Origin of the sequence: Moorena sp. SIO4E2 (assembly GCF_010671945.1) — a bacterium.
Classification (GTDB): Bacteria; Cyanobacteriota; Cyanobacteriia; order Cyanobacteriales; family Coleofasciculaceae; genus Moorena; species Moorena producens.
Window position 1 is genome coordinate 1 of the sequence record NZ_JAAHIE010000136.1, and the last position, 15,336, is coordinate 15,336.

10 protein-coding genes and 1 pseudogene are annotated in these 15,336 nt (G+C 43.7%); 5 read left to right on the forward strand and 6 right to left on the reverse strand.

Translation table 11 applies throughout. The annotated features are described in order from the left end of the window. The first annotated feature begins 528 nt into the window (after positions 1 to 528). Complete coding sequence (locus tag F6K37_RS16060; RefSeq protein WP_287251148.1) at positions 529 to 678, forward strand: hypothetical protein; 150 nt, start codon at positions 529 to 531, stop codon at positions 676 to 678. Positions 679 to 823: 145 nt separating this feature from the next. Here F6K37_RS16060 and F6K37_RS16065 read toward each other — a convergent pair whose 3' ends face one another. Then, positions 824 to 7,594 carry a translocation/assembly module TamB domain-containing protein gene (locus tag F6K37_RS16065; protein ID WP_287251149.1) on the reverse strand — a complete coding sequence of 2,257 codons (6,771 nt, stop codon included), beginning with the start codon at positions 7,592 to 7,594 and terminating at the stop codon, positions 824 to 826. Positions 7,595 to 8,629: 1,035 nt separating this feature from the next. Between F6K37_RS16065 and F6K37_RS16070 the strand changes: the two genes are divergently transcribed. Together F6K37_RS16070 and F6K37_RS16075 are read left to right on the forward strand one after the other, a co-directional pair. Further along, positions 8,630 to 9,277 carry a DUF3318 domain-containing protein gene (locus F6K37_RS16070; RefSeq protein ID WP_008187651.1) on the forward strand — a complete coding sequence of 216 codons (648 nt, stop codon included), beginning with the start codon at positions 8,630 to 8,632 and terminating at the stop codon, positions 9,275 to 9,277. Positions 9,278 to 9,630: 353 nt separating this feature from the next. Then, entirely contained in the window at positions 9,631 to 9,879 is a 249-nt protein-coding gene (locus F6K37_RS16075) for a pentapeptide repeat-containing protein (RefSeq protein ID WP_287251150.1), read from the forward strand. Here F6K37_RS16075 and F6K37_RS16080 read toward each other — a convergent pair. Then, the gene (locus tag F6K37_RS16080) at positions 9,863 to 10,642 is read right to left on the reverse strand and encodes a 7-carboxy-7-deazaguanine synthase QueE (protein WP_008187645.1); all 780 of its coding nucleotides are present in this window, start codon (positions 10,640 to 10,642) and stop codon (positions 9,863 to 9,865) included. The two genes, F6K37_RS16075 and F6K37_RS16080, sit on opposite strands and share 17 nt — an antisense overlap. A 115-nt stretch (positions 10,643 to 10,757) precedes the next feature. On the opposite strand from F6K37_RS16080, the gene F6K37_RS16085 reads away from it, so the two are divergent. Beyond that, positions 10,758 to 11,747, forward strand: a complete 990-nt coding sequence (locus tag F6K37_RS16085) for a sugar transferase (protein ID WP_044494201.1) — start codon at positions 10,758 to 10,760, stop codon at positions 11,745 to 11,747. Between the two features lie 462 nt (positions 11,748 to 12,209). After that, on the forward strand, positions 12,210 to 12,608 hold the full coding sequence (locus tag F6K37_RS16090; protein ID WP_008187640.1) for an ATP-binding protein: 399 nt from the start codon (positions 12,210 to 12,212) through the stop codon (positions 12,606 to 12,608). On the opposite strand, the gene F6K37_RS16095 is transcribed toward F6K37_RS16090, so the two are convergent. The 4 genes and pseudogenes from F6K37_RS16095 to F6K37_RS45515 all read right to left on the reverse strand — a co-directional run. Beyond that, the gene (locus tag F6K37_RS16095; RefSeq protein ID WP_008187638.1) at positions 12,605 to 13,492 is read right to left on the reverse strand and encodes a hypothetical protein; all 888 of its coding nucleotides are present in this window, start codon (positions 13,490 to 13,492) and stop codon (positions 12,605 to 12,607) included. The genes F6K37_RS16090 and F6K37_RS16095 overlap by 4 nt on opposite strands. Before the next feature lie 217 nt (positions 13,493 to 13,709). Then, positions 13,710 to 14,219, reverse strand: a complete 510-nt coding sequence (locus tag F6K37_RS16100) for a hypothetical protein (RefSeq protein WP_008187636.1) — start codon at positions 14,217 to 14,219, stop codon at positions 13,710 to 13,712. 230 nt (positions 14,220 to 14,449) lie between these two features. Further along, positions 14,450 to 14,668: a hypothetical protein gene (locus tag F6K37_RS16105; RefSeq protein WP_287251152.1), complete on the reverse strand. Its 219-nt coding sequence runs from the start codon at positions 14,666 to 14,668 to the stop codon at positions 14,450 to 14,452. Positions 14,669 to 14,775: 107 nt separating this feature from the next. Beyond that, positions 14,776 to 14,946: pseudogene (locus F6K37_RS45515) on the reverse strand (IS1 family transposase); the annotation flags it as partial. Positions 14,947 to 15,336 lie beyond the last annotated feature (390 nt).

Genomic DNA, 15,336 nt, shown 5'->3' on the forward strand with positions numbered 1-15,336 from the left:
TTGCACTGCCCACCCTACATCTACTTAATAAAATTCTCCTTGGTGGGCAGTGCCTAGCAACCCGATCGCAAGCACATTAATCTGTCTGTTGCACTGCCCACCCTACATCTACTTAATAAAATTCTCCTTGGTGGGCAGTGCCTAGCAACCCGATCGCAAGCACATTAATCTGTCTGTTGCACTGCCCACCCTACATCTACTTAATAAAATTCTCCCCATCTCCCCATCTCCCCGACTCCCGACTGTTGTGCCATTTCAAGACAACGGCCCAGGGGAACTTATCTGTAGTATTTGGGAGCATCCCAATTTGGCACGTTAGCTCTTTTTAGGGGGCTGAAACCCTTGAAATATCGTTGCTTTGGGTAATATTGTTTCCAAAATGGGATGCTCCCTAGTATTTTGAACAAATAGTATAAGAAAGGGAATAGGGAACAGGGAATAGGGAATAGGGAATAGGGAATAGGGAATAGGGAATAGGGATAATAGTTGACTATTTCAGCTGTTTGACCGGCGTTGCTTAATAATGGAATGATTTTAAAAGTTTTGTGCAATGGGCATCTTCCCGTAGAATGGGCATCTTGCGTGGAACTGGCATCTTGCCAGTTTCATGCTTATTTTCGAGCGGACAGGATGCCCACTCTACTCCTATTCATTCAAAGATTTAGCAACGCTGTTTAACTCGATGGTGCGTTACGGGGCGGACTATCGGAACACGGGTTACGAGGCGGAAAATGAGGGCAAGTCCGCCCCTAACACACCCTAAGCACTAAATTCTAAATTCTAAATTCTAAATTCTAAATTCTAAATTCTAAATTCTAGCTAATCAAAATTGCCATTTATATCTAACTTGTACCTCATTAAACACGTAGTCGTAACTCAATTCAACTGAGGAAGTTTGTCCCAAATCATAAACGGCATCGAAGGTTGGGTAAACCTGTAAATCAGCTAAACCGATGGATCTCCCGACATTACTGACTTGTTCTTCAACAGTAAATAAAATATGTTTGATAATTGGTCGAACAACATACTGAGTAATCACTAACTCAGCTATTTCTCGTTCATTGCTGTTAGCGATAGTTTCAAATTGGGTAATAAAACTGTTACCGAGCAGAGCGATAATTCCACTTTCACTGCGGGGAGGAGTACTGGTTAAGGTGACAATGGGAGAAAATAGAAACGCTTTGTCCTCACTATTAGCTATAGCTTCCCCATAAACACACTCAGAGAGCTGTTGGAATTGTTGCCGAGACAAGATGGTTGTTTTTGAACCAAGTTTAGCTAGTCCCCTATCTTGTCCACTACTGGTAATTTGCTGATCAGCACAATAATCTTTCTCTCCTCCTAGGGCAAGGATTTTACTAGTTTGACCTTTGATGGCGAGGGTTACCTTTACTTGGTCGGGTCGAGAAGACTGCACGACATTCTCAAGGATTTCGTTATCAACCCGTCTTTGACGTAAGGCACCAGAAGGCTCAAAGGCTATGGTGATAAACTTAAGATCTAAATTGGGATTGAGTAATCCCTGTTCTGGTACAAATACAATGGTGTTATTGTGCCGCCTGTCTGAAACAAATTCGGTTTCTAATACATCAACTTCCCAACGTCGTAGCGTAATTGTTCCCAATCCTTGTAAGTTTTGGAGATTGCCATTGATAGGACCGTTGAGGGTTAAATCACCAGCTATTCGAATATCATATATGGGAAACTGTTGTACTCTTAACTCATTTACCAAATTTATCTGAAAATTCCTTAACCTAGGCACAAACAGATTATTTATTCTACTACGGACTACTGAGGGAGTCTGATTAGACGTATTCTTAACGGGTTTTTCGTCACTTGCTTGGGTCTTGGTTTCCTGTATCTTCGGTATAAAGGCTTGCCCATTTTCTAAGTTAATGTTTCCTCCAATAACTGGACGCAATGCTGAACCCGTAATCACGATATTACTTGCTACTCCCCCTTCATAGAGCCCTGCTAACTTTAGGTTATCTTTAGGAATTGTCAGGGTTAGGGGATTGGAGGAGTTTGTCGTATTTGACGCTATCCTATTTGACACTATCGGCAATTGCCCAGACAGGGAGAATCCAATCCCTGCTAGGTTACCCTCGATAGTTTTTTGACCTTCTCTATCTGGATAGTTTACTACTTCCAGGCGCTGCTGATCTAACTTAACCTTGCCTACAACATTGAGGGTAAAGTCATCTTCTAGGAGCTTAGTTTTGAGAGTGCCATTCTGGATATTAACCTCAGATGTTCCTGATAAGTCTTTAATTTTGATACCATCTGCTAACTCCAAACTTCCACTAACATCCAGGTCTATATCAGCGGTTCTATCCTCTCCATTCACCCATTCCACTTGTTTTTGAGTCACTACACCAAGGAGTGCCATTGCTGGAGTTGCCAGCTTGAGGTTGATATCTATGCGATCGCTATCTGGTTTGGGGGGAAAGGGGACTTTACCAGAGACTTGTAGATAATCTGGTTTGTTGGTGTCAAAGTCAAGACGAGAATCAACATAGTCGAAATTGACTTCAATATCATCGAGGGAGGTATTATTGACGGAGCCATCTACAACAGCGACTTGCCCATTGGTGACTTGGGGATTGGTGAGACTACCACCCAGCTCGCCTTTGGCATTCAAGTTACCTGCAATGTCAAAGGGAATAGTGACAAAATTGCTGGCTAAATTGCTAACGGTCTCTAGAGATAGATTCTGGAGGAGGAAGTTTCCTGAGTTGCTTTCTTGGCCAAGCTGTCCTTGAAATGCTAAGACTGTTTCCCCCAATTCCATTCGGGCTGGCTGCACAGTAATTACACCTTGGTCGTAACTGCCTTTACCAACCAATTGGTTGAGCACAATTACTTGATTGGGAGAATTAGCATACCACTGCCAATTGTTGCCTTCAACATTAAAATCGACTTTAGGATTAGTCAAGATTCCAGCAACAGCAATTTCTCCAGTATACTTACCTCGAATATCTAAATTAGTCAGGAGTGTAGTGGGATTAAACGGGTTAGCAACAGCGTCGTCTTGGGCATTTATTTTGGCAAACCGTCGTAGGAGAGTAGCTAGGGAGCCATGTATAATACTAGGGAATGGTCGTAATTGGTCAGCGTTGCCAAATTTCTTGTTACCAATTTTATCACTAGAGGAATTAGTAGTAGAGGAATTAGTAGTTTGGAATCCTTGAGCGATGTCGATAATATCAACACCTTTGACAATAGTCAGGATGTCTTCAATATAAGCTTCTGGAATAGTCAGCTTGCCATTTATTTGTTGAGACTTGAGATTAAATCGACCATTTTTGAATAAATATCGACTGTTGCCTAAGATTAAAGCAGCTGATGCGATCTGGGCAATATGATCTTGATAGGAGAAGTTAGCACTAACTTGTTTAGCGTTTATTTCTCCTATAGCAAGTTCCTTAATTTCGATAGTATTACGACCAGAGGTTTCTAGGGTGAAAAGATTCAGGTTAGCTTGCCCTGTTACCTCGCCTTCCAATCTACCGGGAATACCGTAGATCAAACCAGGGGTCAGATTAAGGATAGCTAGGGAAAAATTCTTGATCTGAGCCCTTAAGTTATCTCCCCGGCGTACTCCTGTGATCAGAATCGGGAATTGTGACCCTTGTCCCTGTTGGAGTGTAAAGGATGCAGGCAGATAGGGAGCAAGACATTGGTCTCCTCTAGTACAGGGTTGGAGGCGAGTTGCGATCGCATCTTTCTTTCCTCGTAAATCTATGGCTAATTCTTGTCCTGGCGCAACGGTTACTGGCCCAGCTAACACTGGCTCAAAGGTTAAGTCGTTAACCTTCAAATTCGATAGCTGTAGATTCCCGGTCATATTCAAATTCCCAGGTAGGAAAGGGGCTGAGAGTAAATTTTTCCCTTGGATGCGACCGTTCAAGTCAGCTTGACCCTTGACCTGAATTTGATACCCTGGGGAAATTTGCTCCAAAGGTAACCGACTCAATAGCAGGTTATAGGGCAATTTACTGAGATCAGAACCAACCTCTAGGTTTAGATCAGTTCCAATCTCCCATGGCATCTGACTAGGGTTAGTTTTGGTGAGATGGGACAGTAGGATTACTCCCTTAGCATTAAAGGAATGTTTTGGCAACTCTAGCGATAGGGTATTTGCTTTAATGGTAGCAATAGCACCAGGATTGAGCAGAGGATTGAGGTTTCCGGATAAATTCAGTTGACTGTTCAGCGGTCCTAGCTCTAGTTTTTGGTTACCCAGCTCCGGTAATAACTGACTAACCAGTAAGGAGGAATCAAGATTAGTGGTATTAATTGCCGCTTGCCATAGACCCTTGCTAAGGGTGCTATTTAGGTTAAGTTTCCCTTGGGCTAGTACTCCGTTAAGGTCTGCTTGTAGGTCAGTCTGATTCAGTAGAGTTGGGGGGTCTAGGGTGTTAAGTCGGCTCTTTAACTTGACTTTTCCCCCGATTTCTGTATCGATAGTTGGGAAGTTAGCTAAGGCCATTTGGGATGCGATTTCCCCTACATCCAGGCTGTTTGCGATCGCATCCGCAGTCAGCACCCCAGAGCTTAACTGACCGATAGCATTAACGTTACCACCACCTACACCTAGGTTTCCATCAAAGCTAGCCTGAATTGCCTTGAGTAGGTCAAGGTTAAATGATGAGCCGAAAGCCAGTAGAGACTCTAAAGAACTAGAAAGGTTAGCTTTACCTGACTTGAGAGCTATCGGTAGCGCTAGATTAGGAATACTATTACTCAAGCTAATTTGACCAGCTAATGCATTAACATCCAGATTCCCTGACTTTAACTGACCTTTGGCATTAACTTGACCATCAGCCACCCCTAAGTTTCCCTCAAAATTGGCGTTGATAGTATTGAGGCTATTCAAGTCCCGATTCAAGGCAGAGGCGAGCAGAGATGCCAGGCTTCCGGAAAGATTAAGCTGACCTGACCGTAGCGCTACTGGTATCGTTACATCTGGCACTAGGGGATTGAGCTGAATTTGACCAGCTAATGCATTAACATCCAGATTTCCTGAATTTAATTGACCTGTAGCGTTAACTTGACCATCAGCCACCCCTAAGTTTCCCTCAAAATTGGCTTTGATAGTATTTAGGCTGTTGAAGTCCCGATTCAAGGCAGAGGCAAGCAGAGATGCTATCGTTCCGGAAAGATTAAGCTGACCCGACCGTAGCGCTACTGGTATGGTTACATCTGGCACTAGGGGATTGAGCTGAATTTGACCAGCTAATGCATTAACATCCAGATTCCCTGAATTTAACTGACCTTTGGCATTAACTTGACCATCAGCGACCCCTAAGTTTCCCTCAAAATTGGCCTTGATAGTATTGAGGCTATTGAAGTCCCGATTCAAGCCAGAGGCGATAAGAGATGCTAGGGTTCCCGAAAGATTAAGCTGACCCGACCGTAGTGCTACTGGTATGGCCAAATTGGGAACTAGGGGATTGAGCTTAATTTGACCAGCTAATGCATTAACATCCAGATTCCCTGAATTTAGCTGACCTGTAGCATTAACCTTACCCCCACCCACCCCGAGCAACCCATTAAAATTGCCATCGATAGTATTCATCAGGCTATTGAGGTTGGGAGTTGAGCTAGAAGATAGCAGAGACTCCAGGGAAGCAGAAAGGTTGATTTTGCCAGAATCTAAACCAATCGGTAAACCCAACTTGGGCACTACCTTATTCAGTTTAATTTTAGAGGCTCTGGCGTCCAACTCCACCATGCCCCGATTTACCTGACCTGTAGCCTTCACCTTACCCCCTTCTACCCCCACCTGCATATCTCCTGTTGCCTCAATAGATTTAGGAGAAAAGGATTTGAAACTACCAGAGAGGTTGATTTTTCCTTGGGTTAACTGTCCCGACAGGGGTAAGAAGGGGTCTAGAGGCACAGCGTTAGCCACTACAGTAGCTTCCCACTTACTGGTTTTAAGGTTTCCTGTACCCGTAGCAGTGATTCTCCCTTTACCGACCTTGACCTGGGTGTTACGCAGTAAAATATTCTGATTGAGCAACAGGAGTTCTCCAGCACCAGAAACCCCGATATTCTTTGAAGATGAAGTGGATACCGCTGGTGCTTGCCAAATTAGACTCCCTTGGGGGTTTTGAGTGTTTCCTCTGATGGTAGCTTGGGCGTCGAGGTTGCCCAGGGTAATCTGAGATGGCAGCTTATAGGGAGATGCAATGGCATCCACCGGAAGGGCAGCGATAAAATCGAACGCTAGGGGCATTCCCTGAGGTTTAGTTCCCCCTTGCTGGTCACTAGCCAGTCTTACTTGACCACGCCCAGTAATTTTCCCACCTGCCTCAGGTTTTACTAAGAAATCCGTCAAGACCACTTGGGAAAAATTCCCAGCCAAGTCAGCCCGAATCTGAGCCAACTTAACCTTGTCGATGGTGGTCACTTTAGTATTCCGTAGTGTGCCAGTCACCTCTGGCTGGTTAATCGGACCGGTAATCGATAAGTCCGCTGCCATTTCCCCATCTACTGGCACTGGGGATTTCAGCGGAACAGTTTTCAGCAGTTTCGCCAAGCTAAAGGGCGTGACCTCAACATTCAGGTCAAACCCTTTTGTCCAACCGACTTGACCAGATACCAACGCTTCAATTGCTCCATAACTCCCCTGAGTTTTTTCCAAGCGCACCTGGTCTCCCTGGAAGCGCAGTCTAGCGTTAGCCTTCACCGGTGCCTTCAACGGGTTTACTTGCACCTGAATCCCTTTAAATTCAGCCTTACCCTTAACATCAGGGATTTCCTTAACCGAAGGCAGGGAAATATTCAGTTTGGCATCTAATTCACCAGATTGGAGATTAGCTGGGATATTGGGAATAACCGCTCTGATTAACGGCATCAGCTCCGCCAATGCCAAGTTTTGGACGTTGACCCTAGCTTGACTTTGCCCAGTTGTCAGCCATGTCTTGCCCTCCAGTTTGGTCTTACCCTCAGCAATAGCAGTTGTGATACTATACTTGAGACGCTTATTGTTGTTGGATAAGCCAGCAGTAGCATCAAGTTTGAGCTTGAATGGATTAGTCTGACCATAGGGTAAAAGGGCAATTTTACCATTCCACACCCGCACCTTAGCATCCAAATCAATCGGAGGAGAGAAGGAATTATCGAAATTCAAGTCTTTTAAGTTAATCCATTCCCCATTCGCTTCCTGTTGGGCATACACATCCACATTTACCAAGTTAATGGTCACAGGCAAAGAGCGTTTGACAAGTAAAGGCAAGGGATTAAAACCTACTTTGATCGCTTTGATAGCCACATGGTCAGGGTCAGTGGTGGTAGCTGGGATAGAGGATGGTCCCAACTCCAGGCTAGTCAGGTATAAGGCTTTCAGTTGTCCAACCCGTACATCTCGCTTGATGACATTACTCAGTTCAGTTTCAATCCAGCCAGGTAAGTTTTGGTATAGCCACATCCTGACCCCAAAATATCCCACCAGACCAATGGTCAGGGAGATCATGGCAAAGGTAATAGTAGAGGGACGTTTTCCCCATTGGAGTATACTGGCTACAGCACTCCGGCTTTGATTTGCCTCTGGTTCAGGGGGAGGATTTTGGGAAGACTTGGTCATATCCGAATATCAGGATGATTAGAGGATTTGCTGAAAATTATTCCAGATCGGCTGCAATATATTCCGGAAATTGACTGATACAGGGTCGCTAAAATTTTATGGAATTCCCCAAGCCAAAACCCCGTGTTTTTAAACCACCGGATATAGGCTCGTAGCGACTTTAGTCGCCGTGGAAAAATATCTTGAGGAATTCCGGAATCATCGTTAAAGCCAATATCGTCAAAGCCAATGTAGACTTAAATATAGAGTACAGGCTGCAAAACCGTTGGCTCAACCGGGAAAGAGACCCGCAATTTGATTGACCATAAAGTAGTAATGCTCGGAGGGTAGGGAAACTCCTCCTTAAAAACCCAACCGTCAATTAAAAGTTGGCGTGTGAACCTAGAAGAATCACCTTTGAGATAAAAACGGTGCGCTTGACCTTGGCGAATTAAATTCGCCAAGGTCAAGCGCACCGCAAAGTACGGTGGGGCACACCGGAACTTGAGGAAAAGGAAGGGAAACGGACTTTTAAGGCACTTCCAGGAAGTACTCCAACGCTTAAGGAGAACTGCCCTCTAGGTCTGTCGTGAATTGACTGGGGACTTGGTGTTTTCACGGGTTTTTGGTTAAGCATTGTCCTATTTTTGGCGGCGTCAAAGATTGGAACTCGGCGGTTTACGGCGGCTCGTTGATCTAAGAATCCCCGCGTCTAATGACCGGGGAGTGTCAAAGCAATCTTAATTTACTGGTGAAAATTCTGAAGATAGGGTGATCGGGTAATGGGGATAATTGGTAATGGGTTAATCTGGTTTTTGAGCTGTCAGCCCTGAAACGCTACTATAAATTTAAATACAGAAAGAGAAGACCATGGGCGAAGCGCTTAGTGCCTAGTAGTACCCTTAGGGATTAGTTTGACGTACTACTGATAGTTAGCTTCCTCGAAGTTCACTCTCGTCGAGTACACAACATCTTAAACTTGGGTAAATCGAATTCGTCGATACTGTCCGGTCACAAACAGCTCAATTTGAAAAAGTTTTTTGTAGGAGGATATGAATGACATCCTATGCAGCGTCTTCTGCTAGAGCAGAAATGAGTGAACTCCGACGACTAAAAACCTTACTACCACCAGAGCTACAAAGCTGGGTGATGGTGGAAGGGTCAACAGAAGTCAATCCCCCCTTGGTTCGTTGTGAAGAACTAGGTTCAGACGAGGTGGAAATTCAAATTGACCTAACTAAATGGGAGCAGCTCGCCCTTGACCAGCGTAACCTCCTGTTTTGGCATGAAGTTGCCCGGATTCAAAATGACACAATTCCTAAAGAAGGCTGGGAAATGGCAGCCCTAGCCATTGGTTTAGGGGGTGCTGTCGGGGAACTCTGGGTACAAGATGGCTTACTGCTGCTGTTAGCATTAGCCCTATGCGGAGTCTCAGGTTGGCGACTTTATCAAAAAAACAATGGGGAGAAAAACCTCAAATATGCTATCGAAGCTGACGAAAAAGCGATCGCACTAGCTACTCGCTTTGGTTATACCCTACCCAATGCCTACAAGAGTCTAGGCAGTGCCTTGAAAACCTTAATTGAAATCACCCCTAGTCGTCGTCTACGGCGCAGATACGAAGACCGGCTCTCTGCTCTCAAACGCAGTGCCGCTAAAGCCAAAGCCCAAGCCAAAGCCAAGGGAGAAGGCACAACCATGTAGTGTGATGTCTAGGCAAGACTTAACTGTTGGTTATTTGTTGACGGTTATTTGTTGACGGTTATTTGTTAACTGTATGTTTGTTGACTGTATGTTTGTTGACGGTTATTTGTTGATGGTTATTTGTTAACTGTATGTTTGTTGACTTTATGTTTGTTAACTTTATGTTTGTTAACTGTATGTTTGTTGACTGTTGTTTGCTGACTGTTGTTTGTTGACCTTGGCCAAAAGGCCACGCAATCGCGTTCAACTAAAATAACCTTGGCCTAAAGGCCACGCTACGCAAACAACCTACCCTTCACCGAACGCCAAAGGCGAACAACCTTGGCCAAAAGCCCACGCAATCGCGTTCAACCTTGGCCAAAAGGCCACGCAATCGCGTTCAACCAGCTAACTTTCAACCAGCTAACTTTCAACCAGCTAACTTTCAACCAGCTAACTTTCAACCAGCTAACTTTCAACCAGCTAACTTTCAACCAGCTAACTTTCAACCAGCTAACTTTCAACCAGCTAACTTTCAACCAGCTAACTTTCAACCAGCTAACTTTCAACCAGCTAACTTTCAACCAGCTAACTTTCAACAGACCCCTAAAGCTGACCGATAATTTTATGGGTCTGAGGCACCACCCTTACCTGCTTAAGAGAATGCTTCATTAAAGCCTGCCAAGCCAAAACCTGCTCCGGAGTAGGAGCAACTATTGGTTGCCCAGACCCCTCCAACGGAGTCACTGGTTGCAGAAATACTGGAATTTCCGCGCTAACCGCTGCTACCAAATCAGCAGATTGTTCTAACTCCGTGGGGTCAGTGTGGCAATCAATAATTAACTTGACAAATACCTCCACTGATGAGTTGTGGCACAGCTTGAGAAATTCCCTGTGAGCAGCCCATCTGTTTTCTCCACTCACACTGGGCAACTTAATATCCATACCCACTGAGTCCAAATAGGGCAAAAGCCTTGCCATCTCTTCAGGACGATGACCGCCAGTTTCTAGGTAAATGGGCAATCCAGTTAACTGTCGTAGCTCAGGCAGACATTCCACCAGAAACGGAGTATGAAGTAAAGGTTCACCACCAGTGAGGCTAATGCTATCGTGCAATCGATGTTGATTTTGTCTGTCAACCCATTTCAGTAGCGATCGCAGGGGGACTGGATTTGGATAAGTTTCAAAATCACGCTTACCGGGAGTCTGTTCCACCTGGCATTGAGGAGGGACAGCCCAGGTATGGAAACTGTCACAGAAATGACATCTTAGATCACATAGGGCAAACCGGATAAAGATCTGACGAGTGCCAACATTTAGCCCTTCTCCTTGAATAGCAGAAAAAACTTCGATCAGGCGGGCAGTTGCTTGAGTCCCACAGAGCATGTTCAGATTTTCAAAGATTTCATAATATTTGACTATTTTTTTGGCGAATCCTAGCGTTCTAGGACAAAATAATGGTCAAGACTATAGGTTAAAATCTAGCCCTTTTTCTTCTATGATGGTTGATTCAGTCAAGAGCGACAATTTCCTGGTAGTGTTCTCACAAGATACTCCCGTGGTGGAATTACCCAGTCGTGTCAGTGTACTAGAAGCTGTGGAGTTTAAGCAACTATTCCAGCAGCTTCTCCAAAAAATTCCTCTGCCTGAAACAATCATATTTGATTTTCACCAGACTAATTTTATCGATAGCAGTGGTATCGGTGCATTAGTGAGTAATCACAAAAGCGCCCTAGAACAAGGGGTTAAAACGTTGCTTAAAAATGTCACTCCCCAAGTCATGTCTGTATTGGTCATTACAGGACTAGACCAAAGGTTAACCATACAACCATCAGATAATAGTACCACACTAAGCACCAACAAATCAGTAAATCACTTACCAACAACCCATCCCTCCGTTAGATCTCCGGTGAAGCGATTAATCGATATTCTGGGTGCAATCGTGGGTTTGGGAATTACTGGTATTTTATTTCTTCCCATTGCCCTTGCTATTAAGCTAGATAGCCCTGGTCCGATTTTTTTTGGTCAAATCCGTTGTGGTTGGATGGGAAAGCGGTTTCGGATCTGGAAATTTCGCTCCATGTGTGCTAACGCTGAACAGCTAAAAGAGAAAGTTAAAAATCAAGCTGATGGCAAAGTTTTTAAGAATGAGAATGACCCCAGAATCACCAGAGTAGGTCATTTTTTACGGAAAACCAGCTTGGATGAACTGCCTCAGTTCTGGAATGTTCTGAAAGGGGAGATGAGTTTAGTAGGTACAAGACCACCAACAGTCAATGAAGTAGAAATATATGAGGTTCCCGAGTGGCAACGTTTAAACGTAAAACCGGGTATCACTGGTGAGTGGCAGGTGAATGGACGCTCAAAAATCCGTAGTTTTGAAGATATCATTCAAATGGACTTAAAATACCAACATCACTGGAGCTTAGCCCATGATATCAGAATTATCTTCAAAACTATCCTGGTGGTGGTTCGTAAAGATGGAATGTAGTTTTATGGTTAGATGAGTTTGGACCCATCACCTTCGCCCCTACTGGGGAAGGTGATGGTAATTTATGAAATGCCAGCCTAGCTTACCTTGGAACCGAAAACTATTTTTTAATAGTAGATTAGAATAGACCTCTTGTCAAAGTATTTTTGTGATCCTGTCTTTCTCAATTATTGTCCGCTGATCCAAAGTTCCCTTGTCCGAAGTTCCCGACAACTGCCGCGAAGTCTAATGCCATAGACCGTGTAAACACCAGAATTTTTAAAAGTACCATCAAATTCGATCAATTTAGGCTAATATAGTGGTTCCCACTAGACCGATCTGCATCGACATGATGATCGGAACCTCCGTGTTGCAGAAGAGTCATTGTTGTTTTTATCTTACAAAATAGTGGTGCTTATTAATAAAACCTGGAAACTCAGTCGGTTAATGTGCAATGGAAAACCGCTTCGAGAATCTCGTCTAATGGTCCAAACAGACTTGAGTGAAGTCAAAGATGTATTACAGTGGTTTGAGGAATTCACTTCTGACCTACTGCCTCAGCAATTTTGGCAGCAGTGTCAAATTGCTTTGGTGGAAGGATTTACTAATGTAGTACGCCATGCTCATCGACATTTACCTAAAACTACAGTAATAGAGCTGGAGTTAAAGTTATTTACTGATGGATTAGAAATGCGGCTTTGGGACTATGGACAGCCTTTTGATTTCCAATCCAAGCTGGAATCCCTCTGCCAAGAGGACTATGACCCTTTAGAAAAAGAAGGAGGCAGAGGGTTGATGTTTATGAATCAGCTGACAGACGAAGTTTCCTACCAACGTCTGTCTGACGAACGTAATTGTCTACTAATGCGTAAATGGTGCTAGATTTCCGCTGCGGCGCGTTCAATTAAGCTACGCGCCAGACTTTGAATGCCAGTGTGTTCATAATAGTTAGTAGACATATCCAGAAAAGCGGCGAGATAGTCTAACTTGTCATCAGAAAACTCAATAAAACTTTGCAAGTTATTAGCGATTTGTTCTGGGGTCACACCTCGGTCAGTAACGAAATCACTCATCCATCCCTTCACCGATTCAAAGCTTTGACCAATAAAGTTGAGCTTGCCTTCGGAATCATCCCCAGGAATCGCATCCTGGATCCCTTTGAAACTCCCACTTTCTTCCAACTCGTTGGGAGTTAGACGCTCTAGAGTTGACTGTACTCCCATGATAAAGTCAGGACCAAGGGGAATCAGACCATCAAAACAAACCAGTGCTGCCATACGCATTATAGATGCGCCACTATAGTCAGCTAAGGCACCCACAAAGTCACCAATGCTATCCCCAGGCAGACCATTAATTTGGCAAAAGCCGATCAATTCCCCTACCACTTTGATGGACAGATCGATAGTTTGGGCTTTGTCAGCTTTCGGAGTCAACCTGTTCAAGAAACCCAACAAGGGAATTTTTTCACCAACCTTGTTCGCTAAAGCTGCTGTACCCAAAGCCGTACCAGTGCTATCAATGGTTTGGTAAATCCACAGCGCTCGTTGGTAGCCCTGGGAGCGGTCATTGAACAGATAGACGGCGCGATCGCCAATTTCCTGAATTACCTCTTCGTCTTCTTCACCAGTGATCGCACGAATGGTATTTTCAAATCCCACTAAATTTTCCCACTCTCCAGGCACAACAAAGTCTAGAGACTTCAGCGCCGAGATGGTCAGGTTCTTCGTTGGCAGATCATCAACGATTTCAAAAATTGCTTTGCTCACACTCAGACTCCTTTACAATCTGATACCTTCGAGTCATTAGTCCTTGGTCATTAGTCCTTGGTTATTAGTCCTGAGTGACCAACACCGAGTCTGATCGTAGTTACTGATCGTAGTTACTGATAACTAATGACTGATGACTAATGACCTACTCACCCGTGATTCGTGTGATTGAGGATGCTTATTCCCCATTCACCTTTTTCCTTGTAGCATTTATTTACTAAAGTCGGGCAAGACCACTGAGGTTAAATTTTGCTAACCAGGCTTTGCGATCGCTAGCGGTAAACGACGGATCTCGGGATTGGATCTTTACCTGGTAGCGCTTACCGACCAAAATAGCGGTTTGAGTGGAACCAATTTCCCGGGCTGGATAACCAGCAATGGTTTGACCACTTTGCTGATATTTGGCAGCAGTGGTAGGAATGCTGCTGGTATCGGAAATTGAGAGAACTGCCACCTCAGTGCCATTTTTCTTCAACTTGGCTTGAGCAAAACCTTTTTTCTCCTGGGTATATACTCGTTGATAACCACCCCCTGATGGTGGGAAAAACTTGTTGAATTGAGACCCTTGAGTGGCATTCTTGGTAACAGCCTGACCACTTCTAGCCTGGCTGCTGGCCTGTTGTGCCTGGTCAAAACGAGAGGGGGCTTTTTGAGCGCAGGATGTTACCAGCAATACTGTGCTGAGTAACACGGTCGCTAAAATTGTTTTTACACGAGAAATGGTCATCGTTTTCTCCTGGAATGATTTATGCTGCTTACTTAGCAAGACTATCTCGGGGAAACCTTACCAGAGCTATATAAACAAAGATTTCCCAAGTGCCCCATGGCTTGGTCAAATAAGTGACCAGTAACACTATCCTACTCTAGGCATAAAACCACTACCCCCTTCTGGTATTGAGCAACTGGTCACAACGTTATGCCAAGGTGTACTCCCTGCTTAGTAGACGAAGTCCAAAGCTAAAACACCTGCCAAAGCCATCCTAGAAAATTGTAGTCAATACTTGGCAAAATGGGGAGCAGGGAGTAGGGAATAGGGAGCAGGGAGTAGGGAATAGGGAACAGGGAATAGGGAACAGGGAATAGGGAACAGGGAATAGGGAACAGGGAATAGTTAAAAAATTGGCGTTGCATTACTGTGGGATGATTTAGAGTTTTTTTCGATAGCGATCGCTTCATAATACCTCCCAAATGTTAAACTGAAATTAATACTGAAATTAATTTAGTAATCCTTTTGTTTTTGAGATATTCAATCATGACTTTATTGACAAATATAACATCTATATTGACTTATAATAACAAAAGTTTTTACGATGTGAACGCGCTAGATAATGACGCAAACGACTATTCTATCCTTCGACCATTGTCATTGATTTTTTACTAACGATATGGTCTCCATTTGGACTAAATTGATGGTAAACTTTATATCCATATGTAATCCAAAAATAGCAATAAAAATTATTGATTGTTTTATGATTTTTTTAAAAGGTTTTGCCCTTTATTATCCTATTACATATTATCAAATATCATCGGAATCCTTGTTTAAAGATGTCCAGACCCAAATTTTAGTTTTTTTTTGCTATAAATGTTTGCAGTTTATCTAGTTTACCCACTTGTGGTGTTTTGTAATTTTTATGATAATCAGGTAGCTGATTATCAATCTGCTTCACCCAACTAATTCCTGTATTATGATTGACTTTCTGAATTCTTTCAATAGCCCTAAAACCCTTCCCCTTTAGGTACATAGTTAAACAGTATTATTTAACTTTTTTGCTCTCCTAGGGTGGCTAGGATAAATTAGTATAATAAAATAATCGCCATAGAGATTGGAAGAGCACACTACTGAA